The organism is Bradyrhizobium sp. cir1 (genome assembly GCF_014198245.1).
Lineage (GTDB): Bacteria > Pseudomonadota > Alphaproteobacteria > Rhizobiales > Xanthobacteraceae > Bradyrhizobium.
In genome coordinates this window covers 266,191-292,312 of the sequence record NZ_JACIHE010000003.1, presented here as the reverse complement: position 1 = coordinate 292,312, position 26,122 = coordinate 266,191, and the positions used below count along the sequence as shown (strand labels likewise).

Annotated in this window: 25 protein-coding genes; 8 read left to right on the top strand and 17 right to left on the bottom strand. The window is 64.6% G+C overall.

What is annotated here, in order from left to right; genetic code table 11:
- Window position 1 precedes the first annotated feature (1 nt).
- Complete coding sequence (locus tag GGD63_RS09735; RefSeq protein ID WP_183241211.1) at window positions 2-451, bottom strand: flagellar basal body rod protein FlgC; 450 nt, start codon at window positions 449-451, stop codon at window positions 2-4.
- A gap of 117 nt (window positions 452-568) precedes the next feature.
- Window positions 569-1,618 carry a hydroxyacid dehydrogenase gene (locus GGD63_RS09730; RefSeq protein WP_183241209.1) on the bottom strand — a complete coding sequence of 350 codons (1,050 nt, stop codon included), beginning with the start codon at window positions 1,616-1,618 and terminating at the stop codon, window positions 569-571.
- A gap of 242 nt (window positions 1,619-1,860) precedes the next feature.
- On the opposite strand from GGD63_RS09730, the gene GGD63_RS09725 reads away from it, so the two are divergent.
- The 3 genes from GGD63_RS09725 (at window position 1,861) to GGD63_RS09715 (ending at window position 3,458) form a co-directional block, all read left to right on the top strand.
- Window positions 1,861-2,412 carry a thiamine pyrophosphate-binding protein gene (locus GGD63_RS09725; RefSeq protein ID WP_183241207.1) on the top strand — a complete coding sequence of 184 codons (552 nt, stop codon included), beginning with the start codon at window positions 1,861-1,863 and terminating at the stop codon, window positions 2,410-2,412.
- An 8-nt stretch (window positions 2,413-2,420) separates the two neighbouring features.
- Window positions 2,421-3,017 carry a thiamine pyrophosphate-dependent enzyme gene (locus GGD63_RS09720; RefSeq protein WP_183241206.1) on the top strand — a complete coding sequence of 199 codons (597 nt, stop codon included), beginning with the start codon at window positions 2,421-2,423 and terminating at the stop codon, window positions 3,015-3,017.
- 78 nt (window positions 3,018-3,095) lie between these two features.
- A complete protein-coding gene (locus tag GGD63_RS09715) occupies window positions 3,096-3,458 on the top strand; it encodes a VanZ family protein (RefSeq protein ID WP_183241204.1) in 363 nt (120 codons plus the stop codon).
- A gap of 56 nt (window positions 3,459-3,514) precedes the next feature.
- On the opposite strand, the gene GGD63_RS09710 is transcribed toward GGD63_RS09715, so the two are convergent.
- The 11 genes from GGD63_RS09710 to GGD63_RS09660 all read right to left on the bottom strand — a co-directional run bounded on the left by GGD63_RS09710 (window position 3,515) and on the right by GGD63_RS09660 (window position 16,632).
- Window positions 3,515-3,898 (bottom strand): DUF1236 domain-containing protein, encoded by a 384-nt coding sequence (locus tag GGD63_RS09710; RefSeq protein WP_183241202.1) that lies wholly within the window; start codon window positions 3,896-3,898, stop codon window positions 3,515-3,517.
- Window positions 3,899-4,015: 117 nt separating this feature from the next.
- Window positions 4,016-4,903 (bottom strand): 2-hydroxy-3-oxopropionate reductase, encoded by an 888-nt coding sequence (locus GGD63_RS09705; protein ID WP_183241200.1) that lies wholly within the window; start codon window positions 4,901-4,903, stop codon window positions 4,016-4,018.
- Between the two features lie 12 nt (window positions 4,904-4,915).
- Window positions 4,916-5,701: a hydroxypyruvate isomerase gene (hyi, locus tag GGD63_RS09700; RefSeq protein WP_183241198.1), complete on the bottom strand. Its 786-nt coding sequence runs from the start codon at window positions 5,699-5,701 to the stop codon at window positions 4,916-4,918.
- A 12-nt stretch (window positions 5,702-5,713) separates the two neighbouring features.
- Window positions 5,714-7,498 carry a glyoxylate carboligase gene (gene gcl / locus GGD63_RS09695; protein WP_183241197.1) on the bottom strand — a complete coding sequence of 595 codons (1,785 nt, stop codon included), beginning with the start codon at window positions 7,496-7,498 and terminating at the stop codon, window positions 5,714-5,716.
- A gap of 155 nt (window positions 7,499-7,653) precedes the next feature.
- The gene (locus GGD63_RS09690; RefSeq protein ID WP_183241191.1) at window positions 7,654-9,456 is read right to left on the bottom strand and encodes an adenine deaminase C-terminal domain-containing protein; all 1,803 of its coding nucleotides are present in this window, start codon (window positions 9,454-9,456) and stop codon (window positions 7,654-7,656) included.
- A gap of 85 nt (window positions 9,457-9,541) precedes the next feature.
- Window positions 9,542-10,342: an NYN domain-containing protein gene (locus tag GGD63_RS09685; RefSeq protein ID WP_183241189.1), complete on the bottom strand. Its 801-nt coding sequence runs from the start codon at window positions 10,340-10,342 to the stop codon at window positions 9,542-9,544.
- A 55-nt stretch (window positions 10,343-10,397) separates the two neighbouring features.
- Window positions 10,398-11,897 (bottom strand): tripartite tricarboxylate transporter permease, encoded by a 1,500-nt coding sequence (locus GGD63_RS09680; protein ID WP_183241187.1) that lies wholly within the window; start codon window positions 11,895-11,897, stop codon window positions 10,398-10,400.
- Entirely contained in the window at window positions 11,897-12,379 is a 483-nt protein-coding gene (locus tag GGD63_RS09675; protein ID WP_183241185.1) for a tripartite tricarboxylate transporter TctB family protein, read from the bottom strand. Before GGD63_RS09675 ends, GGD63_RS09680 begins: the two co-directional genes overlap by 1 nt.
- Window positions 12,376-13,344 (bottom strand): tripartite tricarboxylate transporter substrate binding protein, encoded by a 969-nt coding sequence (locus GGD63_RS09670; RefSeq protein WP_183241184.1) that lies wholly within the window; start codon window positions 13,342-13,344, stop codon window positions 12,376-12,378. The genes GGD63_RS09675 and GGD63_RS09670 overlap by 4 nt, the downstream gene beginning before the upstream one ends.
- Before the next feature lie 113 nt (window positions 13,345-13,457).
- Window positions 13,458-14,300: an IclR family transcriptional regulator gene (locus tag GGD63_RS09665; protein ID WP_183241631.1), complete on the bottom strand. Its 843-nt coding sequence runs from the start codon at window positions 14,298-14,300 to the stop codon at window positions 13,458-13,460.
- A 202-nt stretch (window positions 14,301-14,502) separates the two neighbouring features.
- Entirely contained in the window at window positions 14,503-16,632 is a 2,130-nt protein-coding gene (locus tag GGD63_RS09660; RefSeq protein ID WP_183241182.1) for an acetate--CoA ligase family protein, read from the bottom strand.
- Between the two features lie 349 nt (window positions 16,633-16,981).
- On the opposite strand from GGD63_RS09660, the gene GGD63_RS09655 reads away from it, so the two are divergent.
- The 5 genes from GGD63_RS09655 to GGD63_RS40930 all read left to right on the top strand — a co-directional run bounded on the left by GGD63_RS09655 (window position 16,982) and on the right by GGD63_RS40930 (window position 21,815).
- Window positions 16,982-17,677 carry a GntR family transcriptional regulator gene (locus tag GGD63_RS09655; protein WP_164936202.1) on the top strand — a complete coding sequence of 232 codons (696 nt, stop codon included), beginning with the start codon at window positions 16,982-16,984 and terminating at the stop codon, window positions 17,675-17,677.
- Between the two features lie 73 nt (window positions 17,678-17,750).
- Complete coding sequence (gene oxc, locus GGD63_RS09650) at window positions 17,751-19,484, top strand: oxalyl-CoA decarboxylase (RefSeq protein ID WP_183241180.1); 1,734 nt, start codon at window positions 17,751-17,753, stop codon at window positions 19,482-19,484.
- 153 nt (window positions 19,485-19,637) lie between these two features.
- Window positions 19,638-20,915, top strand: a complete 1,278-nt coding sequence (frc, locus tag GGD63_RS09645) for a formyl-CoA transferase (RefSeq protein ID WP_183241629.1) — start codon at window positions 19,638-19,640, stop codon at window positions 20,913-20,915.
- A gap of 485 nt (window positions 20,916-21,400) precedes the next feature.
- Window positions 21,401-21,583, top strand: a complete 183-nt coding sequence (locus tag GGD63_RS09640; RefSeq protein ID WP_183241178.1) for a hypothetical protein — start codon at window positions 21,401-21,403, stop codon at window positions 21,581-21,583.
- A 4-nt stretch (window positions 21,584-21,587) separates the two neighbouring features.
- On the top strand, window positions 21,588-21,815 hold the full coding sequence (locus GGD63_RS40930) for a DUF6894 family protein (RefSeq protein ID WP_409334048.1): 228 nt from the start codon (window positions 21,588-21,590) through the stop codon (window positions 21,813-21,815).
- 250 nt (window positions 21,816-22,065) lie between these two features.
- Here GGD63_RS40930 and GGD63_RS09630 read toward each other — a convergent pair whose 3' ends face one another.
- The 4 genes from GGD63_RS09630 to GGD63_RS09615 all read right to left on the bottom strand — a co-directional run bounded on the left by GGD63_RS09630 (window position 22,066) and on the right by GGD63_RS09615 (window position 26,111).
- Window positions 22,066-23,034 carry an alpha/beta hydrolase gene (locus GGD63_RS09630; protein ID WP_210315723.1) on the bottom strand — a complete coding sequence of 323 codons (969 nt, stop codon included), beginning with the start codon at window positions 23,032-23,034 and terminating at the stop codon, window positions 22,066-22,068.
- Between the two features lie 4 nt (window positions 23,035-23,038).
- The gene (locus GGD63_RS09625; protein ID WP_183241174.1) at window positions 23,039-24,046 is read right to left on the bottom strand and encodes a 2Fe-2S iron-sulfur cluster-binding protein; all 1,008 of its coding nucleotides are present in this window, start codon (window positions 24,044-24,046) and stop codon (window positions 23,039-23,041) included.
- A 27-nt stretch (window positions 24,047-24,073) separates the two neighbouring features.
- Complete coding sequence (locus GGD63_RS09620; protein WP_183241173.1) at window positions 24,074-24,547, bottom strand: heme-binding protein; 474 nt, start codon at window positions 24,545-24,547, stop codon at window positions 24,074-24,076.
- 67 nt (window positions 24,548-24,614) lie between these two features.
- A complete protein-coding gene (locus GGD63_RS09615; protein ID WP_183241171.1) occupies window positions 24,615-26,111 on the bottom strand; it encodes an aldehyde dehydrogenase family protein in 1,497 nt (498 codons plus the stop codon).
- Between the last annotated feature and the right edge of the window lie 11 nt (window positions 26,112-26,122).

Here is a 26,122-nt window from a genome sequence, read left to right as displayed (position 1 = left end):
GTCACGTCTTGATATCCAGGAGTGTGTCTTCCGTCTCGGCGTAGGCTTGAATGACCTTCGCATTGGCAATGAAGCTGTACTTTGCGACCGCCAGCTGGGCGAACTCATTGGCGAGATCGACATTCGGCGCGGCGATCAGGCCGTCCTGGTTTGCGAAGGGAGCGCTCGGGTCGGATTGCGCGGTATAGCTCGGCGAAACCGCCGACACGGTCGCGACCGTGCCGCCCGGCGTCGAGCCGCTCGATTGGGAGACCTGATCGACCCGCAGCGGCACATAGGCGGCGGGAAACGTCGGAGCAATGCTCGAACTGCCCGCACCGGCCGATGTGCCCGATCCGCCTGACGCTGGCAGCGGGCCGGTCGTGCTGATGTTGGCGATATTGCTCGCGGCCACGTTCACGCGCAAACTTGCCGCGGAAAGTCCGGATGTCGCAATCGAAAGTATGCTCATGCTCCCTGATCTACAGGACAAGTCATACACGTTCATTCACGACATCGATAAGATGCGCCCCTCTGTATTTCCCTCGCGGTAACCAATGGCCGGCGCGCAATAGCCTTCGCGCCGCCCCTACCCCGGCGTCACGCCAAAAGCCTGCTTGAAGCGTTCGGCATAGTGCGGCCAGACCTCCGGATTGATGATGCGCGGCGGGCGCTTGCCGTCGAGCGTCTCCAGCACCTGCTCGGCGGCGATGCGGCCCATGTTCTGGCGCGCCTCGATCGTGACGCCGGCCGTGTGCGGGCTCGCCAGCACATTGTCGAGCTGGAGCAGCGGATGCTCCGGCGGCGGCGGCTCCTTGGACCAGACGTCGAGGCCGGCACCGGCGATGCGCTTGTCGCGCAGCGCCTGCAGCAGCGCGTCCTCGTCGTGGATGAAGCCGCGCGCCGTGGTGATGAAATAGGCATGCGGCTGCATCAGTGCGAACTCGCGCACGCTGATCATGTTGCGGCTGCCCTTGTTCAGCGGGCAGGAGATCGAGACGAAATCAGAGCGGCGCAGCAGCTCGTCGAGCTCGACCTTCTCGCCGCCCCGCTCCGCCATCACCTCGGCGGTGAGATACGGATCATAGGCCAGCACCTTCATGCCGAGCAGGCCGTTGCAGAGGGCGGCGATGCGGCGGCCGACATTGCCGAGGCCGATGATGCCGACGGTCTTGTGCTCGACCTCGTTGCCGACGAGCTCATTGCGGTTGACGTCGCGCTCGCGGCGCAGCCGGCGGTCCGACTGGATGATACGCTTGGACAGCGTCAGCATCATCGCCAGCGCATGCTCGGCGACCGAATGGGCGTTGCCGCCGGACTGGTTGACGACCACGACGCCGGCGGCCGTGCAGGCCTCGACGTCGACCGGGTCGAAGCCGGCACCGTTGCTGGAGACGAGCAGCAAATTCGGCGTGCGCTTCAGGAAGGCGGCATCGACATGGAAATGCGGAGCGAGCTCATCGCGGGCGGCGCCGACCTGGTAGACATGGGCCGCGCTCAGGATCGGTGCGTAAAAGTCCTCGGGGCTTTCGTTCTCGATACGATCGAGCCGGACGTCGGGCCGCGCCTTCAGGATGTCGATATAAATCGGATTGGCCAGGTATTTGACGTAGAAGACGCGCTTGCTGTTGACGGACATCAGGACCCTTCCGGCTCTCTCGTGGGAGATCCGCAAGGTCAGCGCGATGCGCGCCCGTCCGTGCCCCTCCCGTTTTCTGGTTATGACGGCTTATGCCATGGCGCCGCCGGCCACGGCAGGCCGTCTGGCGCAGATCACGGTGCCGGCCCGGACATGTTGACAATCCCGCGGCCTGCGTCAAGTTCGACGGATCGCCGCGACGGCAAGAACCAAGAAGCACACGCGGCCGAGGGGAGAACGCAATGGCGATTGCGGAACAGCAGGCACAGGGGACAAGCGACAGAAGCTGGCATGGCATCGTCCTGCAGACCCTGAAGCGGAACGAGATCAGCCTGATCCCCTACGTGCCTGACCGCGTGCTGACGCCGCTGATCAAGAATTTGCACGCCAATCCCTTCTTCACCACCTTCGCCACGGCACGCGAGGAAGAGGCCGTCGGCATCGTCTCCGGCGCCTGGATGGGCGGACGGCGCGGCGCAGTGCTGATGCAGACCTCGGGCTTTGCCACGCTCGCCAACGTTCTCGCTTCGCTCGCGGTGCCCTACCAGATCCCGCTGATCATGTTCGTCTCGGAGCGCGGCACGCTCGGCGAGTTCAACTACGGCCAGTCGCTGGTCTGCCGCACCATGCGCCCGGTGCTGGATTCGCTGGCATTGGAGCACCACACCATCACTCGGCTCGACGAGCTTGAATTCATTGCCGACCGCTCGATCAAGCAGGCCGTCACCACGCAGGCGCCGGTGGCCCTGATCCTCAACCCGCTGCTCACGGGCGGCAAGGTTTTTGACCAGTGAGGCCGGCGATGAATACTGGCAATACCAAGGTGATGAACCGCTTCGATATCACCTCGCGCCTGATCGCAAAGCTCCAGCACGAGGAAGCCGTGATCGGCGGCATCGGCAACACCAATTTCGACCTCTGGGCCGCTGGCCACCGCCCGCAGAACTTCTACATGCTCGGCAGCATGGGCCTCGCCTTCCCGATCGCGCTCGGCGTGGCGCTGGCGCAGCCCGACCGCCGCGTCTTCGCGCTCGAGGGCGACGGCTCGCTCCTGATGCAGCTCGGCGCGCTCTCGACGATCGCGGCGTTGAAGCCGAAGAACCTGATCATGATCGTGATGGACAACGGCATCTACCAGATCACCGGCGCGCAGCCGACGCCGGCCGCTGGCGTCGCCGACATCGTCGCCATTGCCACGGGCTCGGGCCTTGCCAACAGCGCCTGGGCCGCGGACGAGGAGGATTTCGAGCGCCTGGTCGAGGAGGCCATGTCGGCCTCCGAGCCGAGCCTGATCGCGGTCCGCATCGACGACAAGCCGGGCGTCGGCACCACAAGGCGTGACCCCGTGCAGATCCGCGAGCGCTTCATGCACGGCCTCGGCGTGCGCGAGCCACTCTAAACGTTTCGTCATTAACTACACGGCGATCTGATCCGCAGCCCGCAACAGGATGTCGCGATTCCGTGCTATCGGCACCGGATGTCCATTTTTGTTCGTTTCTTTGCCTGGCTGCTCGCCGCCGCCGTCACCTTTGCAACGCTCGGGCCTCCGGGCCTGCGGCCCCATTCCGATCTCGGCCAGGACGGCGAGCATGCGCTGGCCTTCATCCTTGTCGGGCTGGCCTTCGGCCTCGCCTACCGGCAGCGGCGCCTGGCAGTTGCGACCGTTTCGGTGGTCCTGATCGGCCTGCTCGAACTGATGCAATTCTGGGCGCCGGGGCGCCATGCGCGGCTGGAGGATTTTCTGGTCGATGCCGGCACCGCCTGCATCGGCTTTGCGCTCGCCGCCGTCGCCGATTGGGTCATGACCCGGTTTCGGGCAAACTCGGCCCTGACAAGCTGAGGCCCCGCGGAGCGATGCTCCGCAGGGCCCGATTCAGCTATGCGACGCTGCGCCGATCAATCGATGATCCTGACGACGCGGCGCGTGCGCGGCTCGACGATCACGCGGCGATCGTTCACGACCGCGTAGCGATACTCGGTGTAGTTCGGCACGGGCCGCAGCACCACGGTCGGGGGCAGTGGCTCGCCGACGACGACGCGCTCGTGAACCACGACGGAATGATCGCGCGGGATTCCGCCCAGCACCGCATTCGGAATTTCTAGGCCCGCGCCAACGGCCGCACCGACGGTGCCGCCGACCATCGCGCCGATCGGTCCGCCGATATCGCCACCCGCGCGCGCGCCTTCTCGGGCGCCCTGTTCGGTCGTCGACTGGGCAAAGGCTGCGCTCGACGCCAGCAGCGACGCAGCAGCCAACGTAATCGCAAGACGGGTTTTCATGTCCTTACGCCTCCAGTGATTGTTGTACATCTTCAACCCGCGGGGCTGGAGCATTGTTCCGGTTCCCCTGCGACGAAAGATGCATCACACGTCTGGAGACTGTTACCGCGTAACAGTTCAGCTCGCGGCGATCTCGTGACCCGCCATCAGTTCCAGCGCCCGTACCATGGCCGAGTGATCCCAGGCCCTGCCGCCATGCGCGGTGCAGGACGAGAACAATTGCTGCGCCACCGCCGTGCTCGGCAGTGACAGGCCGAGTGCGCGCGCGCCTTCGAGCGCGAGGTTGAGATCTTTCTGGTGCAGTTCGATGCGGAAGCCCGGATCGAAATTGCGCTTCACCATGCGCTCGCCATGCACCTCGAGAATCCGCGACGAGGCGAAGCCGCCCATCAGCGCCTTGCGTACCAGCGCGGGATTCGCGCCGGCCTTCGATGCAAACAGCAGCGCTTCGCTCACCGCCTCGATCGTCAGCGCGACGATGATCTGGTTGGCGACCTTCGTGGTCTGGCCGTCGCCATTGGCGCCGACATGGGTGACGTTCTTCCCCATCTTGTCGAAGACCGGCTTCATGGTGCCAAAGGCCCGCTCGGGACCGCCGACCATGATGGTGAGGCTCGCAGCTTTCGCCCCGACCTCCCCGCCCGACACCGGCGCGTCGAGATAATCGGCGCCGAGCGCCTCGATCTTCCTCGCAAACTCCTTCGTCGCCAGCGGCGAGATCGAGCTCATGTCGACGACGATCTTACCCTTGGAGATGCCGCTCGCGACGCCGTCCTTGCCGAACAGCACGGCCTCCACATGCGGCGTATCCGGCACCATGATGATGACGGCGTCCGCCTGCTCCGCCACCTCCCTGGCCGATTTGCAGACGATGCCGCCCGCAGAGATCAGCTCGGCCGCGACCGGCGCGACGTCATGCAGGAACACACGATGGCCCGCGGCCAGGAGGTGGCCGGCCATCGGCCGTCCCATGGTGCCAAGTCCGATGAAGCCGATGTCGATCATATCAGGATGTCCTCACGTCTCAAACGTCTGTGCCGCGTGCCAGGAGAGGCCTTCCAGCGTCGTGGTGCGCGGCTTGTATTCGCAGCCGATCCAGCCGCGATAACCGATCGCGTCGAGATGGCGGAACAGGAAGGGATAGTTGATCTCGCCGGTGCCGGGCTCATGGCGGCCGGGATTGTCAGCGAGCTGGATGTGGGCGATCTGGGGCAGATATTCCTGCATGGTGCGGGCGAGATCGCCCTCCATGATCTGCATGTGATAGATGTCGTACTGGATGAAGAGGTTGTTCGAGCGCACCTCGGAGATCAGCTGCACCGCCTGCTCGGTGCCGTTGAGGTAGAAGCCGGGAATGTCGAGCGTGTTGATCGGCTCGACCAGCAGCTTGATGTTCTCCCGCGCCAGCGTCGAGGCCGCAAAGCGCAGGTTTCCGACCAGCGTCTCCTGAAGCTCGCGCGGATCGGCATCGACAGGCGCGATGCCGACGAGGCAGTTGAGCTGCTCGCAATCGAGCGCCTTGGCATAGTCGATGGCCCGGAACACGCCGTCGCGGAATTCGGCGGTGCGGTCGGGCAGGATCGCTATGCCGCGCTCGCCCCCAGCCCAGTTGCCTGCGGGGAGATTGTGCAGCACCTGCGTCAGGCCGTGGGCCTCCAGCTGCTCGCGCAGCTGCGCCTTGTCGAAATCATAGGGGAAGAGATATTCGACCCCGGCAAAGCCTGCCGCTTTCGCCGCCGCGAAGCGGTCGAGGAACGGCATCTCGTTGAAGAGCATGGTGAGGTTGGCGGCAAACTTCGGCATGATGCTCTCCCCCTATTCCGCCGGCTGCAACACGCGCGTGGTGCCGACCTCGTCGAGCGGCAGATCCAGCACCTCCTCGAACTCGACGATGTTGTCGATCTCCGTGCCCATCGCGATGTTGGTGACGCGCTCGAGGATGAACTCGACCACCACGGGCACGCGGTGCTTGGCCATCAATTCACGCGCGGTGGCGAACGCGGCCTGCGTGTCCTTCGGATCCGTGACGCGGATCGCCTTGCAGCCGAGGCCTTCGGCGACCGCGACATGGTCGACGCCGTAGACGCCGATCTCGGGCGCGTTGATGTTCTCGAAGGAGAGCTGGACGTGGTAGTCCATGTCGAAGCCGCGCTGGGCCTGGCGGATCAGGCCGAGATAGGAATTGTTCACGACGACGTGGATGTAGGGCAGATTGAACTGCGCGCCGACCGCGAGCTCCTCGATCAGGAACTGGAAGTCGTAGTCGCCCGACAGCGCGACGATCTCTCGCTCCGGACACGCCGCGCGCACGCCGAGGGCAGCGGGCAGTGTCCAGCCGAGCGGGCCCGCCTGCCCGGCATTGATCCAGTTGCGCGGCTTGTAGACACCGAGGAATTGCGCGCCGGCGATCTGCGACAGGCCGATCACGGTGACATAGGTGGTGTCGCGGCCGAACGCCTTGTTCATCTCCTCATAGACACGCTGCGGCTTGATCGGGACGTTGTCGAAATGGCTCTTGCGCAGCATCGTCTTCTTGCGATCGCGGCAGGCAGCGGGCCATGCCTGACGCTCGCGAAGCCTGCCTGACCGCCGCCACTCCCTGGCGACGGTGACGAAGAGTTCGAGCGCGGCCTTTGCGTCCGAGACGATGCCGAGGTCGGGATTGAACACGCGCCCGATCTGGGTCGGCTCGATGTCCACGTGAACGAATTTGCGGCCCTTGGTGTAGGTCTCGACCGATCCAGTATGACGATTGGCCCAGCGGTTGCCGATGCCGAGCACGAAGTCGGATTCCAGCAGCGTGGCATTGCCATAGCGATGGCTGGTCTGAAGACCGACCATGCCGGCCATCAGCACGTGATCGTCGGGAATCGCGCCCCACCCCATCAGCGTCGGCACGACAGGCACGTTGGCGATCTCGGCGAACTCGACCAGCAGGTCCGACGCATCGGCGTTGATGATGCCGCCACCCGCGACGATCAGCGGCCGTTCGGCGGCGTTGAGCATCTCCAGCGCCCTCTCGACCTGCTTGCGCGTCGCTGTGGGCTTGTAGACCGGCAGCGGTTCATAGGTCTCGTCGTCGAACTCGATCTCGGCGAGCTGCACGTCGAGCGGCATGTCGATCAGCACCGGCCCCGGCCGGCCCGAGCGCATGATGTGGAAGGCCTGGCTGAACACGCGCGGCACCAGCGCTGGCTCGCGCACCGTCACCGCCCATTTGGTCACGGGCTTGGCGATCGACTCGATGTCGACGGCCTGGAAGTCTTCCTTGTAGAGCCGCGCGCGCGGGGCCTGGCCGGTGATGCAGAGGATCGGAATGGAATCGGCAATCGCCGAATAGAGCCCGGTGATCATGTCGGTGCCGGCCGGCCCGGAGGTGCCGATGCAGACGCCGATATTGCCGGCCTTGGCCCGCGTATAGCCTTCGGCCATGTGCGAGGCGCCCTCGACATGACGTGCCAAGATGTGGCGGATCGAGCCACGCTTCTTCAGCGCCGAGTAAAGCGGGTTGATCGCAGCCCCGGGAACACCGAAGGCAGTCGAGATGCCCTCCTTCTCCAGGATTCGCACAGCCGCATCGACAGCTCGCATCTTCGCCATATCGGACCTCGCTTTGGCTTAAGTCAGCGAGCGAGATCATCAGGTGCGCAGGATGCGATCTCAACGAGATCGATTTTATTTTCCACGATGCGGCAGCCGTGGAAAAAATCGCGGTGGCCTCAAGCAGTTAGACGGTGAGACGCGTGAAAGCTGCTTCACTCGAACAGCGGCGCCAGCTCCATCTGCGGCACCAGCACGAGGCCCTTGTCGGTGATGCGAATTTCCGGAATGACCGATAGCGGAATCAAATTGAAGCCCATGTACGGGATGGTGCAGCCGGCCTCGGCCCATTCCTTCTTCAGCGCCTTGACCTGCTCGGCGACTTCCGTAACGCGCTTGTCGGAGAGCAGCCCCGCGATCGGCAGCGGAACCAGCGCCCTCACCTTGCCGTCGGCGACGACGCAGACGCCGCCCTGCTGTTCCTTGATCGCTGCGATCGCGACCTGCATGTCGGCCTCATTGGTACCGGCGACGATGATGTTGTGGCTGTCGTGCCCGACGCTGGAGGCGACCGCGCCGCGCTTGAGGCCGAAATCCTTGAGCAGGCCATGGGCGACATTGCCCGCCGATTTGCCGTGGCGCTCGACCACCGTGACGAAGCAGAGGCCGTAGCGCGCGAACAACGACGGCCAGTCCTTTGCGGGCTCGATCGCGACCTTCTCGTGGATCAAGGTGATGCCCGGCAGCGCGGTCTTGATCGCATTGACGGTGCAGGCCCTCGCGGGCAGCTCCGGCGTCAGCTTGACCTTCGCCGGCAGCTTCACCGTCGCATAGGCCGCCTTCGGATATTGATAGCGCTGCGACAGCGCCTGATCGAGACGTGCCGTGATCTTGCGGTTCTCCACCACGAGCTCGCCGCCATACCAGGTGCATTGCGGCTTGAGCTGGTCGTCCATCAGCACGAGATCGGCGCGGCGGCCGCCGCCGAGGCCGCCGATGTCACCTTCCATGCCGAAGCGCGTGGCGCCGTGCAGCGAGCCCATTGACCAGGCCTGCTCCGGCGACATGCCCGCCTTCACGGCTTCGCGCACGACCCAATCGAGGCCGAACAGAAGCAAATCGTCGGCGTCGCGGTCGTCGGTGCACATGGCCGTGCGCTTGTGCGAGGCGCCGAGCTCCGTGATCGTGCGGATGGCCTGCGGCAGCGAATGCCAGGGCGTCGTCGGCGGGCCGCCGCGCAGGAACACCCAGACGCCGGCATCGAGCAGATCGTCGGCGATGTCGCGGTCGATCGCCTCATGGGTGTCGGTGACGCCTGATGCCGCATAGGCCGCGACGAATTCGCGGCCGTAGACATGGCCGGATACCGGCCGTCCCCGCTTCAAGGCGGCGGCGAGGATGGCGTGGCTGCGTTCATCGCCCATCGTGACAGGCACGAAATCCATCTTCTCGCCGAGCGCCACGGCCTCGGGCCAACGGTCGAACAGGCCGGCGATCTTGTCGGGCGTGAGATCGCCCCCGGCCGTCTCTAGCTCCGCCGACGTCGCAGGCACCGTGCTCGGCACCGTCAGGAAGATCGAGAGCGGCGCCTCGCGTGCGTCCTCCAGCATCGCCTCGACGCCGGCGACGTCCATGACGTTGCCGATCTCGTGGCTGTCGCAGAAGATCGTGGTGGTGCCGTTGAGCAGCGCGGCCTCGGCATAGGCGCAGGCCGTCACCATCGAGGATTCGATATGGATGTGCGGATCGACGAGGCCCGGCGCGACGATGCCCCCGGCGGCGTCATAGAGCGGTACGTCACTCCACGCCTTCTTCGCTGTACCGGCCGGCTTCACCGCCGCGATGCGGCCGCCTATGATCCAGACCTCCCGCCCCAGATGGATACGCTCCGAATAGGTCGAGAGTACCCGCGCGCCAGTGATGACCAAATCAGGCGCAACGCGCGCCGAGGCGACGTCAGCCAGACGTCGGGTCATCGCATGCAGCGGTGCGACGGTGAAGCGGGTGAGTTTGGTCATCGGGACCCTCGCGTGGCGTTACGGGCGAGCGATGGTTACGCCCCGCACCAAACCGGGCAAGCGCAAATATAGCGGCAGGCTCTGCTTACGTCTTAGGCGCCGAACTGCCTGCCGTGCCCGCCCCTGCAGATCGCCGCGAGTTCCGCCTCCGCCGCGGCGGTGCGGCAGTGGGCTTGACCCGGATTCGCATCGACCGGCCCTTTGCCTCATCGATCTCGAACGAATTCGTCTTTCGCACGAGATCGCTCAGCTTGCGGAAGCCGAACGTTCTCGGATCGAAATCGGAAGCCAGGTTTGCAAGCTGCCGCCCGACTTCTCCGAGCGTGACCCAACCGTCCTCACTCTCCATCTGGGTGATGACTTTCTTGATGATGGGCGTGGCGGCATCGGGCGGCTGAAGCGGTGCAGATCTTGAAGCGGCGTCCTGGGTGGTCGTCGTGCCGGCAAGCAGGTTCTCTGTGTAGACGAACCTTCGGCAGGCCTGCCTGAAGCTTTCCGGCGTCTTCTGCTCGCCGAACCCAAAGACATCGATGCCCTGCTCCCGGATACGGGCGGCCAGACGGGTAAAGTCGCTGTCGGACGAGACGAGGCAGAAACCATCGAACCGTCCGCTGTGAAGCAGGTCCATCGCGTCGATGACAAGGGTAATGTCCGACGCGTTCTTTCCCGTCGTATATGCGAACTGCTGCTGCGGGATGATCGCATGTTTCGACAGGATGTCGGCCCAGCCCCTGGAACGCGCATTGGAGAAGTCACCGTAGATGCGGCGAACGCTGGCCTCGCCGATCTTGGCGATCTCTTCAAACAATCCATCCGCGATCTTGGCGGACGCATTGTCGGCGTCGATCAGGACGGCGAGACGGGGCGAGCGAAGTTCGGACGGCATGGCGTTTCCCAGCGAGATGGACGCCAGAGTAGCAGATAATTGCGTCTGGAAACGTCTAATCCTCGTTCGCCTTGAACCGGCCGAGCCCCTTCAACACGAAGGGTGCCAGCAGTGCGATCAGCGCGACGCCAAGCAGCGTCGCCGAGATCGGACTCTGCAGCAGCGTCATGGGATCGCCGAGGCTGATCGCAAGCGCGCGGCGCAACTGGCTCTCGGCGATCGGGCCTAGGATCAGGCCGACCACGACCGGCGCGATCGGGAAATCGAACCGGCGCATCAGGAAGCCGAGCACGCCGAAACCGGCCAGCATCGACAATTCGACCACCGACGGCTTTGCGGCGATGGTGCCCATGGTCGCGAACACGAGGATGCCGGCATAGAGCCAGGGCTGCGGGATCGCGAGCAGCCGCACCCACAGGCCGACCAGCGGCAGGTTGAGCACTAGCAGCATCACGTTGGCAATGAAGAGGCTTGCGATCAGGCCCCACACGAGGTCAGGCCGTTCGGCGAACAGCAGCGGGCCCGGGTTGAGGCCGTATTGCTGGAAGCCCGCCAGCATCATCGCGGCCGTGGCCGAGGTCGGCAATCCAAGCGTCAGGAGCGGCACCAGCGTGCCGGCGGCGGACGCGTTGTTGGCGGCTTCGGGTCCGGCGACGCCTTCGATCGCGCCCTTGCCGAATTCCTCGGGGTGCTTCGTCAGCCGTTTCTCGGTCGAATAGGACAGGAAGGTCGGGATCTCCGCGCCGCCCGCGGGCAGCGCGCCGATCGGGAAGCCGAACATGGTGCCGCGCAGCCACGGCTTCCACGACCGCTTCCAGTCTTCCTTCGTCATCCACAGCGAGCCGCGCACCGGCTCCAGCTTCTCCTCGGTGTGGTGACGGCGCGAGGCGACGTAGAGCGCCTCGCCCACCGCGAACAGGCCGACCGCGAGCGTCGTCACCTCGACGCCGTCGAGCAATTCAGGGACGCCGAACGCAAGCCGTGCCTGGCCGGTCAGCTTGTCGATGCCGACAAGGCCGAGCGTCAGGCCGATGAACAGGCTGGTCAGGCCGCGGACCGGGGAATCGCCGAAGGTCGCCGATACCGTGACGAAGGCGACGCACATCAGCGCGAAGTAATCCTCGGGGCCGAAGCGTACGGCGAAATCGACCAGCCAGGGTGCAAGAAATGCGAGCCCGATGGTGGCGATAGTGCCGGCGACAAAGGAGCCGATCGCGGAGGTCGCGAGCGCGGGCCCGCCGCGGCCGGCCTTGGCCATCTTGTTGCCTTCGAGCGCGGTCGCCATCGAGGCGCTTTCGCCGGGCGTATTGATCAGGATCGCGGTGGTCGAGCCGCCATACATGCCGCCGTAGTAGATGCCCGCGAACATGATCAGCGAGCCGCCGGGGTCGAGCTTGTAGGTCACGGGCAGCAGCAGCGCGACCGTCAGCGCCGGGCCGATGCCGGGCAACACGCCGACGGCGGTGCCGAGGAATACGCCGATCAGCGCATAGAGCAGGTTCATCGGCTGGATGGCGACCGCCATGCCGTGGGCCAGCGCCGCAAAAGTGTCCATCACAGCAGTCGCTCCAGGGGGCCGGCCGGAAGGCTCAGCGTCAACAGCCGGTCAAAGGCGAGATAGATGAGGGTCGACATCACGAGGGCAATGACGCTGTCGACGAGGACGGCGCGGCGGCCGAACGCCGCCGACGTCGTCACGAACAGCGCCGAGGTCGCCAGGATGAAGCCGCCGCCGAAGCCGATGATGGCGATCAGCAGCGCAAGGCCGACGAGGATCAGAAATACCGGCACGGGATCGGTGCTCTCGCGCGCCGGCAAATTACCGCGCAGCGCGTCTATGAAATTGCCGATCGCGAGCAGCGCAAGGCCGCTGGCGATGACGACCGGCATCGCCTCGGGGCCCATGCCGTACATCGCCGCGGATTGCAGGCCGCGCGCGTCCCAGACCAGCACCGCTGCGAGCGCGGCGAGCAAGGCGGCGATGATGATGCCGGCGCGATCGACACGCCGCGGCTGCGCAGGATCGCCTGAGCTCATGACTTGACGAGGCCGACCGATTTCAGCACGTCGGTGACGCGCACGGTTTCCTTCTTCAGGAAGTCGGCGAAGGCGTCGCCGCCGAGATAGGCATCCTCCCAGCCCTTCTGCTTGAGGATCTCCTTCCAGGCGTCCGACTTCACCATCTTCTCGACCGCATCGCTCAAGGTCTTGCGCTGCTCCGGCGTGATGCCGGGAGGTGCGACCACCGAGCGCCAGTTGGCGATCACGAGGTCGATGCCCTGCTCCTTGAAGGTCGGGATGTCGCTGCCTGCGATGCGCTTCTCCGAGGTCACGCCGATCGCGCGCAGCTTGCCGGACTTGATCTGCCCGTCATATTCGCTCAGCCCCGAAATGCCCGCAGTGACCTTGCCGCCGAGGATCGCAGCGAGCGACTCGCCGCCGCCGGAGAACGGGATGTAGTTGATCTTCTTGGCGTCGGCGCCGACCGCGCCTGCGAACAGCGCGGCCATCACGTGGTCGACGCCACCGGCCGAGCCGCCGGCGAAGGTCACCTTGGCGATATCGGCCTTCACCGCGGCGGCGAGGTCCTGCGCAGTCTTGATCGGCGAATTCGCAGGGACCACGATCACCTGGATTTCCTCGGTGAGGCGCGCGATCGGCGTCACCTGGTCGAGGGTGACAGGCGACTTGTTCATGGCGAGCGCGCCGACCATGACGAAGCCGTTGACCATCATCTGGTTGCCGTCGCCCTTGGCGCCGTTGACGAACTGCGCGATGCCGACGCTGCCGCCGGCCCCGGGAACGTTGGTGACCTGCACGCTGCGTGCGACCCCCGCAGCGACCAGCGCCTGCTGCATCGAGCGCGCGGTCTGGTCCCAGCCCCCGCCCGGAGCCGCCGGCGCCATCAGCTTGAGCTCGAGCTGCTGGGCGAAGGCAGACGTCGCTGCCGCAAGGGTCAGCGCAACGGCTGCGCCGGCAAGGCGCGCGGAAAATCGAAACATGGGGCATTCTCCAGGCTGGTGCGGACGTGTTGATCAAGGTGCCGCATTGTGTCGTTTGGTCGCATATCAGCCAAAACGGCCGATGCTGTCCAGCGACAGGCCTGGGTTCCCCCTTAGCTGGACGTCGGCATCACCCCGCCGAGCGCGACGGTCAGCTCGGCGGCGACTTCGCGCACGATCTGGCCGATTTCCGGCAGCCTGTCGTCGGTCAGGCGGCTGGTCATGCCGGAGACGGAGATCGCGGCCAGCGGCTCGGCGCAGTCGCTATAGACGACTGCGGCAATACAGCGCAGGCCCATGCAGGCTTCCTCGTCGTCGATCGCAAAGCCCTGCTTGCGGATCTTTTCGAGCTCCCTGAACAAGTCGCTCGGCCGCACGATCGACTTTTCGGTCAGGCGCGGCATGCCGTGATGGCGGATGACGGCGCCGACGTCCTCGTCGGAATAGGTCGCGAGCACCGCCTTGCCGACGCCCGACGTCACCATGGGGACGCGGCCGCCGACCTTGGTCAGCGAGCGCATGATCTCGCGGCTCTCCATGCGGGTCAGCACGATGATGAACTCGTCGTCGACGACGGCGAGATTGGCGGTTTCGCGGGTGAGATCGCGCAGCTTGCGCAAGTAAGGAACGGCCTGCGCCGAGAAATTGCGCCGCCGGGCGAAGCTGGCGCCCACGGTGAAGCTGCGCACGCCGACATGCCATTTGGATTCGGCGCGGTCGAACTGCACGAAGCGGCGGCTTTCAAGCGTCGCCAGCAGCCGGTGCACGGTCGAGGCTGACAGGCCGGTGCGGACGGCGAGATCGCTGAGACGGTAGCCTTCGTCGTCCTCGGCCAGCGTTTCGAGAATCGACAGCGCGCGGTCGACAGACTGCACGCCGCCGTCGCGCGCCTCGTGCTCGACCTCCGATGGCGGCCGGGCTTCGAGCGATTTGCGCCGGATCACGTTCTTGCTCATCGCGACCTGCATTTGCCAATCAGACAAGACGCGAGCCGCCTCTTCTCCCTCTCCCCGTTCTTGCGGGGAGAGGGCTGGGGTGAGGGGCTATCTCCGCAAAGACGGTGAGAGTGGGACTCGCGGAGAGTCCCCCTCACCCGAATTCGAGCCTTGCTCGAATTCGGCCTCTCCCCGCACGCGGGGAGAGGCGAAGGTCAACGTCTCAGAGCAGCCCTGCCCCGCGCGCCCACTTGTACTTGGCACCTAACACCTCGACCGGCAGCTCGGTCGAATAGGCGTAAGCCGGGATGCCGTGCTGGTAGAGATATTCGGCGGCTTCCTCGACCTCGACGTCGCCGGCAAGCGAGGCGACCATGGGCTTCACGAAACCCTTGGCCTCCATCTCCTTCTTCACCTCGACCATGTTGCGGGCGAACACCATCGGCGGGGTGACGATGGTGTGCCAGTAGCCGAGGATCAGCGCGTGGATGCGCTCATCCGACAGGCCGAGCTTCACGGTGTTGACGTAGGTGATCGGGGGCTCGCCGCCGGTGATATCCACAGGATTTCCGGCTGCACCGAACGGCGGGATGAACTTGCGGAACGCCGCATCGAGATCCGGCGGCATCGACATCAGCGACAGGCCGTTGTCGACGCAGGAGTCCGACAGCAGCACGCCCGAGCCGCCGGCACCGGTGATGATCAGCACGTTCTCGCCCTTCGGCGTCGGCAGCACCGGCACGCCGCGGGCGAATTCGAGCAGCTGGCGCAAGCTGCGGGCGCGGATCACGCCGGACTGCTTGAACACATCCTCGTAGATGCGGTCGTTGCCGGCGAGCGCGCCGGTGTGCGAGGACGCCGCCTTCGCACCGGCCGAGGTACGGCCGGCCTTGAGCACGACGACCGGCTTCTTCTTGGAAACGCGCTTGGCGGCTTCCGCAAAGGCGCGGCCGTCCTTGAGGTCTTCGCAGTGCTGCGCGATCAGGTTTGTGTTCGGATCCTGCTCGAAGAACGCGAGCAGATCGTCCTCGTCGATGTCGGATTTGTTGCCGAGGCCGACGATGGCGGACACGCCCATCTTGGCCGAACGCGAGAAGCCGATGATGGCCATGCCGATGCCGCCCGACTGCGACGACAGCGCGGCGTGGCCCTTGACGTCGTAGGCGGTGCAGAAGGTCGCGCAGAGATTGGCGGGCGTATAGTAGAAGCCGTAGATGTTCGGCCCCATCAGGCGGATGTCGTACTTCTTGCCGACCTCGACGATCTCGGCCTGCAGCTCCGGCGCGCCGGCCTCGGCAAAGCCCGACGGAATCAGCACCGCGCCCGGGATTTTCTTCTCGCCGCATTCTGTGAGCGCGCCGGCGACGAATTTTGCCGGGATCGCGAACACCGCGACGTCGATCACGCCCGGTACGTCCTTGACGCTCTTATAGGCCTTGTAGCCGAGGATCTCGGCGGCCTTGGGATGGATCGGAATGATCTCGCCGTTGTAACCGCCGTTGATGAGGTTCTTCATCACGGAATTGCCGATCTTGCCGTCCTCCGCGGAGGCGCCGATCACGGCGACCGCCTTCGGCTGCATGATGCGGTTCATCGCCGCGACGATCTCTTCGGTCGGGCGCGGCTTCGGCTTGGGCTTGTAGGCGAAGTCGACGACGATGCGGACGTCGGCGGCGGTTGCGCCCTTCGGGGTCGCGAACACAGGGTTGAGGTCGAGCTCGACGATTTCAGGGAAATCGGTGACGAGCTGCGAGACCTTGACGATGACGTCGGCGAGCGCCGTGCGGTTCACCGGCTCGCCGCCACGAACGCCCTTCAGGATCTCATGCGCCTGAATGCCGTCGAGCATCGAGAGCGCGTCTTCCTTGGTCGCGGGCGCGAGGCGGAAGGTGATGTCCTTCAAGACCTCGACCAGCACGCCGCCGAGGCCGAAGGCCACCAGCTTGCCGAACGAGCCGTCGGTGATCGAGCCGACGATGACCTCGGTGCCGCCGGCCAGCATCTGCTGCACCTGGACGCCTTCGATCTTGGCATCGGCCTTGTACTTCTTGGCGTTGGAAAGGATGGTCTCGTAGGCCTTTTCGGCATCCTCGGCCGTCTTGAGGCCGACGACGACGCCGCCGGCTTCGGTCTTGTGGAGAATGTCCGGCGAGACGATCTTCATCACGACGGGGAAGCCCATGGAGGAAGCCATCTTGCCGGCCTCGCCTGCCGACTTCGCCACGCCCTCCTTCGGCACCGGAATGCCGTAGGCGTCGCAGACCAGCTTGCCTTCCGGCGCCGTCAGGCTGGTGCGGTTGTCCGCCTTGACCTGGTCAAGCACCTTGCGGACGGCATCTTTGGAATTGGACATATGGCTTCTCCCTTGACCTCGGTTCGTTCTTTGCAAAGCGCGCGCGTGTCGCGGCCGCCCGTGATGCTTGCCATTCGCCGCGCTCTGTTCCATGCCGCGGAACGGAGTGGCATAAAGCCTGAGATTACTCCGCCGGCTTGGATCAAAAATGGCTGGCGATGGCATTTGGTATGCCAGAAGCCAACTTGTCAAGTCGCGGCGCACCCTGGAACGCCGCAAAAAATAGGCAGCTTGACATTCTGGCATGTGGTATGCCAAAAACTTTCCCGTCAATAATCCTGTAAAAGACGACTCCCACTGGAGGAGATTCGTCGTGTCACTACGGAAACCAACCAAGGCGTTGCCGAACATGGCCGAGGCAGACATCGCAATCGTTCGTATTGCCCCGGAGAGCAGCTTCAAGAACAAGGCGTATGACGCCTTGAAGGAAGCCATCCTCAAGATGGACATCTACTCGACGCCCGAGCCGGTGATGCTCGACGAGCGCGCGCTGTCCGAGCGACTGGGCGTGAGCCGCACGCCGATCCGCGAAGCCATCGCGATGCTCGAGCAGGACGGTTTCGTGAAGACGGTGCCGCGCCGCGGCATCATGGTGGTGCGCAGGACCAAGAGCGAGATCGTCGACATGATCCGCGCCTGGGCGGCGCTGGAGAGCATGGCCGCGCGCCTCATCACCACCACCGCGCGCAAGAAGGACATCACGGCGCTGCGCGACTTCTTCAAGGATTTCGGCAAGGACCGCCTGCCCGAAGATCATGTGGAGGAATACTCCAAGGCGAACATCGCCTTCCACCAGGCGCTGATCTCGCTGTCGGAATCCCCTGTGCTGGTCGATCTCACCAACGACCTGCTGCTGCATGTGCGCGGTTATCGCCAGTTGACCATCGGACGCAAGGACCGCACCGCGACGTCCCTGCCCGAGCATCTCGGCATGATCGAAGCACTGGAAGCGCGCGACACCGAACTCGCCGAGAAGCGCGCCCGCGACCACACCCTTGGCCTTGCCGCTTACGTCGAAGCGCATGGCCAGGAACTGTTTACGTAACTCTTGACCTAGCAACGTTCACCAGAAGGGCGAAAAATTCGCCCCACTACTTGAGACCAGGGAGACAAGGCCCATGCTGAATACCGCGACCAAGTCCGAAGCACCGGGCACCGAGCAGGAACTGACGGATGGCTTCCATCTCGTCATCGACGCGCTCAAGCTGAACGGCATCAACACCATCTATAATGTGCCGGGCATCCCGATCACGGATTTGGGCCGCATGGCGCAGGCTGCAGGCATTCGCGTGATCTCCTTCCGTCACGAGCAGAACGCCGGCTACGCCGCAGGCATCGCCGGCTACCTCACCAAGAAGCCCGGCGTCTGCCTCACGGTGTCGGCGCCCGGCTTCCTCAACGGCCTCACCGCGCTCGCGCACGCCACCACCAACTGCTACCCGATGATCCTGGTCTCGGGCTCCTCGGAGCGCGAGATCGTCGACCTCCAGCAGGGCGACTACGAGGAAATGGACCAGCTCGCGATTGCAAAGCCGCTGTGCAAGGCGGCCTATCGCGTGCTGCACGCCCAGGACATCGGCATCGGTTTCGCCCGCGCCATCCGCGCCGCGGTCTCGGGCCGTCCGGGCGGCGTCTATCTCGACCTGCCGGCAAAGCTGTTCGGCCAGGTGATGAACGCCGAGGCCGGCCAGAAGTCGCTGGTCAAGGTGATCGACGCGGCGCCCGCGCAGCTCCCCTCGCCTGCTTCGATCAAGCGCGCACTCGACGTGCTCAAAAGCGCAAAACGTCCGCTCATCATCCTCGGCAAGGGCGCGGCCTACGCGCAGGCCGATGAGGAGATCAAGAGCTTCGTCGAGAAGAGCGGCGTGCCGTTCCTGCCGATGAGCATGGCCAAGGGCCTTCTGCCCGACACCCATCCGCAGTGCGCTGGTGCTGCCCGCTCGACCGTGCTGAAAGAATCCGACGTCGTGCTGCTGATCGGCGCGCGGCTGAACTGGCTGCTCTCGCACGGCAAGGGCAAGAGCTGGGGCGAAACGCCGAAGAAGTTCATCCAGGTCGACATCGAGCCGAAGGAAATGGACTCCAACGTCGAGATCGTCGCGCCTGTCGTCGGCGACATCGGCTCGGTCGTCTCCGCCTTCAACCAGGCGATGGCTTCTGGCTGGACCGCGCCGCCCGCGGAATGGACCAAGGCGATCTCGTCCAAGCGCGAAGAGAACGTCGCCAAGATGGCGCCGAAGCTCATGAACAACAAGTCGCCGATGGACTATCACGGCGCGCTCGGCGTCTTGAAGAACGTCATCAAGGAGTATCCCGAGGCGATCCTCGTCAACGAAGGTGCCAACACGCTCGACCTCGCCCGCGGCGTCATCGACATGTACCGCCCTCGCAAGCGTCTCGACGTCGGCACCTGGGGCGTGATGGGCATCGGCATGGGCCAGGCGATTGCGGCCGCGCTCGAGACCGGCCATCCCGTGCTCGCGGTGGAAGGCGACTCGGCGTTCGGCTTCTCCGGCATGGAGGTCGAGACCATCTGCCGCTACAACCTGCCGATCTGTGTCGTCATCTTCAACAATGACGGCATCTATCGCGGCACCGACGTCAACGGCGCCAACGCCGATCCGGCGACGACCGTGTTCGTCAAGGGCGCGCGCTACGACAAGATGATGGAAGCCTTCGGCGGCGTCGGCGTGAACGCCACTTCCCCCGACGAGCTCAAGCGCGCCGTCAACGAAGCGATGAAGTCCGGCAAGCCGACGCTCATCAACGCGGTGATCGATCCGGCCGCGGGCTCGGAGAGCGGCCGCATCGGCAACCTCAATCCGCAGAGCGTTCTGCAGAAGAAGAAGTAATCGACCGCCGGGTCACTCCCCGCGCAGGCGGGGAGTCCAGTATTCGCCGGACCACATTGGTGGCGAGCACTGAACCCAACTGAAACGACAGCGAATACTGGATGCCCGCCTTCGCGGGCATGACGGAAACAAAGTGGTAACAGGAGCAACATGATGACCAAAGCGCTCACGGGCGTTCGCATTCTCGACTTCACCCACGTCCAGTCCGGACCGACCTGCACGCAGCTGCTCGCCTGGTTCGGCGCCGACGTGATCAAGGTGGAACGCCCCGGCGTGGGTGACATCACCCGCGGCCAGCTGCAGGACATCCCGAACGTGGACAGCCTGTATTTCACCATGCTCAACCACAACAAGCGCTCGATCACGCTCGACACCAAGAACCCCAAGGGCAAGGAAGTCCTGACCGAGCTGATCAAGAAGTGCGACGTGCTGGTCGAAAACTTCGGCCCCGGCGTGCTCGACCGCATGGGCTTCCCCTGGGAGAAGATCCATAGCCTCAACCCGAGGATGATCGTCGCCTCGATCAAGGGCTTTGGTCCCGGACCGTATGAAGACTGCAAGGTCTACGAGAACGTCGCGCAGTGCACCGGCGGCGCCGCCTCGACCACCGGCTTCCGCGACGGCCTGCCGCTCGTCACCGGCGCGCAGATCGGCGACACCGGCACCGGCCTGCACCTCGCGATCGGCATCCTGGCCGCGCTTCACCAGCGTACCACCACCGGCAAGGGCCAGAAGGTCACCGCCGCGATGCAGGACGGCGTACTCAATCTCGCCCGCGTCAAGCTGCGCGACCAGCAGCGCCTCGCCCACGGACCGCTGAAGGAATACAGCCAGTTCGGCGAAGGCGTTCCGTTCGGCGATGCCGTGCCGCGCGCCGGCAACGATTCCGGTGGCGGCCAGCCCGGCCGCATCCTGAAGTGCAAGGGCTGGGAGACCGACCCGAACGCCTACATCTACTTCATCACCCAGGCTCCGGTCTGGGAGAAGATCTGCGACGTGATCGGCGAGCCCACCTGGAAGACCGATCCGAACTACGCCAAGCCGGCGGCCCGCCTGCCGCGGCTGAACGAGATCTTCGCCCGCATCGAGCAGTGGACGATGACGAAGACCAAGTTCGAGGCGATGGAAATCCTCAACAAGGACGACATCCCCTGCGGCCCGATCCTGTCGATGAAGGAGATCGCCGAAGACCAGTCGCTGCGCGCCACCGGCACCGTGGTCGAGGTCGATCACCCCACCCGCGGCAAGTACATCTCGGTCGGCAACCCGATCAAGCTGTCGGATAGCCCGAGCGACGTGCAGCGCTCGCCGCTGCTCGGCGAGCACACCGACGAGATCCTGCGCTCGGTGCTCGGCTTCAGCGATCACCAGGTCGCCGACATCCACAAGTCCGGCGCGCTCGACCCGCCGCAGAAGCAGGCCGCTGAGTAAGCGAGTCTGTCAGAGAACGACGAAAGGGCCGCCCGAAGGGGCGGCCCTTTTTGCATGAGAAAAGGCGATGTGGTCGCAGGCCCAAACCAAAACTGAAAAAACAACCCCATGCACAGTAGCGACCCCCTTGGCACCAAAGGGGATTTCTGGTTTAGCGAAAATCGCGTTGACCCGTCGGGCAAAACAGGGGTATTATGCCATTGTCGTCCCACACCGCATCGGACCCGCGTGGCTTCCGTTGCGGCGGCCTTTTCATTGGCGCCAGACGAGATGGCACTGCGATCACTCCGGGAAGCGACCGATGCCGAATTAAAGGCCGCCTGCAGGGAACAGACGGGGTTCCGCCCCGTTGTTCCCTGCACCGGCGCGCCCGTGGGAGCGCAGGCGGCCATCCGACAACAAATCGATCGCTACCGGCCGCGAGCTGGACACGCCGGGTCCGGCGCGTTTCGAGATCGCGCCCGTCCACCCACATCGAGGTCAAGATGATGAAAGATCATCCCGCGTCCCGGGCTCTGCGGGAGGCCAATAGAGCATTCAAGCCGGTCGAAACGAAGAAGCCGATGACCGACTATGCGAAGGCGCAACAGTCTCTTCATGAAAATCGCGAGCGCCTGAAAGCGGAACGGCTGGCTCGAGAGGCCCAGCAGGCACATCGTCCCAAATAAGGCAATGCCGGTGCCGCATTATTACTTCGACATCAGGGACGGCAAGGCACTCGCTGTGGACGAAGAGGGACTGAGTCTGATGAACCAGAGAGCTGCCGAGATCGAAGCTGCGCTGTCTCTTGCCGACACTGCCAAGGACCTCGTGCGTTCGTCCAGTACCGACACCAGAATATCGGAGGCGGCGTCCATCACCTGCGGGTGCGCCTCGAAATCCGGCATGCTGCGGATGTAGCCGCGCACCATGAGGATTTGCGCGGCTCGGTCGAGGCTTCCGATCTCCGCCTCCAGGGCGCTCAGGCACCTCAGCATTGCTGTTTCCGCAGCCTGGCGTGCCGTGGCGAGATCGTCGCCGGACACGAGGCGCCGCGTGATCGCCATGCCGGCGTCGTCCCGGGACACCTGTCCGCCGAGCTGGACGAGTCCTCCAAAGGTCACCGTCGGACGATCGTTCCCGCGTGGCTTGGGCGGCGCTGGCAGCTTGATCATCGCGGGGTTTCTTTGTTGGCGGCGAGAAAGGCGAGGATCTCCCGGCCGAGCCGGTCTTCGCCGGAGTTGAAGTGGGCGATGATCGAGCTGTGGTTGTGCCCCTGCATCTGCACCATGCGAGGGGCCTGGCCGCGGGTCATCGCCAGTCGCGCCGCAAACTCCAGTCCATAGGCATCGAGATAGCGGTTCTCGTACTCGGCAATCGCAATGAACACAGGCCAGCGACAGCGCTCGGCGTGGTTGACGGGCGAGCAGCGCTCGAGCACCGCCGGATCGGCGCTGCAATAGGCGACCACGTTCGAGGCGTTGGGGTTGCTGGACAGACACTCCAAGCGCAACCGCGCGCTGACGAAAACGGTAGCAGAGACGCCGGCATAGGGTTCGTCCCAGGCCAGCGGATCGAGCAGGTAGGAGGCGACATGGCATCCTCCGGCCGAATGGCCCATCAGCACCACATCGCCCGGATCGCCTCCATAGGTGGCGATATTCTCCGCCACCCAGGCGACCGCCCGCCCAACATCTTGTGCTCCGGCAGGAAACGGCGCCGCCGGAGCCAAACGATACTCCACGTTGACTGCAACGAAGCCCTGGCGCGCAAACCAGTAGGCCACGTTGTCGTAGAAGTCGCCAGCAGCGCTCTTGCTGCCGCGTGTGAAGGCGCCACCATGGACGAAGATCAGGATCTGACATTGCTCGGCGCCGGGCGGTACGAAGAGGTCGAGTCGTTGCCGCGGGTCGGCGCCGTAGCCGATATCGCGGAATACCGCTATTCCATCCTTGTCCATCCGCCGGATCAAAGGCGCATAGATCTCAAGAACTTCGGCGCGGTGCCTGACGATGTCGTCATTCCAATGCCGGTTCAACCTCGCGAGGCGTGCCTGGTCCTCGGTCGACAGGCGGAGCATGGGCGTGTTGGGCGCTCCGATTGAGCCCGCTGCGCCCTGGGTCGTGAGCTGAATGGTCATCAGATTAAGCCGGGTTGGTCCGTGTCTGGACTGTGAAGCCTTCGGTGTAGATGCGCTCGCGCACAGCACCGCGATCGAGGAACGTCTGCAAAGCGCTGGCGATCATCATTGGTGAGCCGCACAGGTAGATCGCGTGCTCGGAGAGATCGTCGAAATCGGCGGCGACAGCGTCCTGCACATAGCCACTGCGGCAAAGCGGTGTAGTCCCTCGTGAAAGCACCGGCACATAGTTGAAACCGTAGAGCCGTTGCCCCCAGGTGGGGATGGCGTCGTGAAGATATAGATCGGCGACGGTTCGGGCCCCCCAGTAAAGATTCACCGGCGGACAATCCGGATCATCCATCAAGCCTTCAAGCATCGCCTTGATCGGCGCGATCCCCGTGCCGGTCGCGACCATCAACAGCGGCCGGTCATCCTCCTTGTGGTGGACGAATGAACCACGTGGGATTTCCACCTCCAGCATATCGCCCTTCCGCGCCGCGGCCAGCATGCGTTCGGTGAAGAAGCCGCCTTCCTGCCGGCGAATATAGAAGTCAATCAGCCGCTCGCGCGGCGCGGACGCCATCGAGAAGCTGCGCGTTTCTCCATCATCGAGAACGACGTTCGCGTATTGCCCAGGACGATAGGCCAGCGCCCCGACGGCCTCTACTTCCAGCGTAAGGTGGGCGACTCGGGGAGCGATGGCGCGCACCGATCGAATGACGGCTGTGTGGCGCTCCGGGTCGGGCAGCAGTTCGACCGCACGCGAAGCTTCGATCACCAAGTCGGTGGTGGGGCGAGCTTGGCAGGCCAGCGCGTATCCGGCGCTCGCCTCCTCTTCCGTCAGCGCAAACGGAAATTCGTCGTAAGTCACCGCGCCTTCGATCAGCCTGACCCGGCAAGTGCCGCAGCCGCCCGCCCCGCAATCATGCGCGAGTGCGGCCCCCGCGCGCTGCGCCGCCTGCAAGACGGTTTCGCCGATCAGGGCTTCGAACGATTCCCCCGTTCGCGGCAGTTGAATCCGATGCGACATCAGCCCGCTCCGCTTAAGCTCAATGGATCACTTCTTGATGTCGGCGGCGACAAGCACGCGATGGCCGCGCAGCAGTTCCTGCAGGGCTTGCAGCGCGGCCAATCCGCAATGAGTGTCCTGCTCGCCATTACCGCCGCTCAGCCCGACGCCGCCGACGACCTCGTCGTCGATAACGATCGGGAAGCCGCCGACGAATATGGCGAACCTGCCTTCGAAGCTCCACTGGATGCCGAAAGCTTCATTGCCAGGCAGTGCTGGTCCGTTCGGTGCCTGATTGAAGAGATGCGTCGACCGCTTGTGTCCGGCGGCGGTGAACGCCTTGTTCCAGGCGATCTGCGGCCCGGTGACGCGCGCACCATCCATCCGTTCGAGAACGAGGGGATAGCCGCCCTCGTCCACCACGCAAACCGTCTCCGGCACGCCGATTTGGGCGGCCTTTTGGAGCGCAGCCGCGGCCATATGCCTGGCCTCCGACAATTCAAGCTTTATCGATGTCTTCATTTTTCCCTTTCCAATTATGGCGGCTGCACGCCGCTTGCTCGGCGCGCAGCTGCAAACAAAGGCTCCGTTAGCAGCCGCGATAGATAGTCTTGATCTGCGTATAGAATTCGAGTCCCGTGCGACCGGACTCGCGGAAAGTCGACGTACTCGACCGTTTCAGGCCGCCGAACGGCGCATTGACAAGATTGCCGGTCGTGGTGCGGTTGATCTTCACCGTTCCCGACTGAATGTCATTGGCGAAATCGTGCATGATGCGCGGGTTGCGCGTCACGATCGCCGCCGACAATCCGTATTCGGTATCGTTGGCCTTAGCGATGGCGTCCGCATAGGACGAGACCTCGATGATCGCGATCACAGGGCCGAAAATCTCTTCGCGCGCGATCGTCATCTCCTGGCTGACGTCGGCAAAGATCGCCGGCGAGACATAGTAGCCGCGTTCATAGCCGGCACCGGTGAGCCGCTCGCCGCCATAGACGTGCGTCGCCTCCTGCTTTCCGATGGCGATATAGCGCAACACCGTCTCGAGCTGTTTTGCGGTAGCCAGCGGGCCCATATCCATTCCCGCCGTCAAGCCGTTGCCGATCTTCAGGGCTTTCACCTTGGCTACCAGCCTTTCGGTAAACTCGGCCCGCACCTGCTTCATGACCAGGACCCGGCTGGTGCCGGTACAGGCCTGGCCTGCGAGCGACAGGCCGCCCTTGACGGTCAGGTCAACCGCCTTGTCGAGATCCGCGTCGTCCATCACGATCAGCGGATTCTTGCCGCCCAGCTCCATCTGTGTGCGGGTAGTGAATCCGACCGAGCGGCAGATGTGCTCGCCGGCCGCGGTCGATCCCGTGAAGGAGATTGCGCGGATGACCGGCGGTTCGGTGATGGCGGGGCCGACCTCGCCGGCCCCGCCGGTGATGAAGTTGAGCACGCCTTTCGGAAGTCCCGCCGTAGCGAAGGCTTCGGCGAGCCGGTAGCCGCTCAGCGGCGCGTCCGACGACGGCTTGAAGACGACCGTGTTGCCGGTGATGAGCGCGGGCGCGATCTTGCGGGCGGGTATCGACACCGGGAAATTCCACGGCGTGATCACCGACACGACGCCGAGCGGCTCACGCAGCGTATAGACGGTCATGTCGGGATCGTCGTTTGGAAACACTTCGCCGGTCAACGACTGGCCTTCGACCGCGTAGAACCGCAAAGTCTGTACCGAGCGCAGGATCTCGTCCTTGGCAAGATTGAGCGCCTTGCCCATCTCTCGGGTCATCTCCCGTGCGGTCCTGTCCGCATACGCATCGAGATGATCCGCCGCACGGTTCAGGATGGCGGCGCGCCGCGAGATCGGTGTCTTCTTCCAGACTTCGAACGCGGCCTGCGCTGCGCCGACGGCCCGCTCGGCGTCCTCCGCCGTGGACGCCTGGAAACGTCCGACGATATCCGAGGTGTCTGCCGGATTGAGGTTGTCGAACGGCCTGGAGGCGCTGTGGCACCACTCGCCGTCGATCCGATTCCGGAACGTTTCAACCTTCGCTGCGCTTCCGTCGGAAGCCGGCGCAGTCTGCACAGCAACGTCGCTCATTTTCGTCGAAC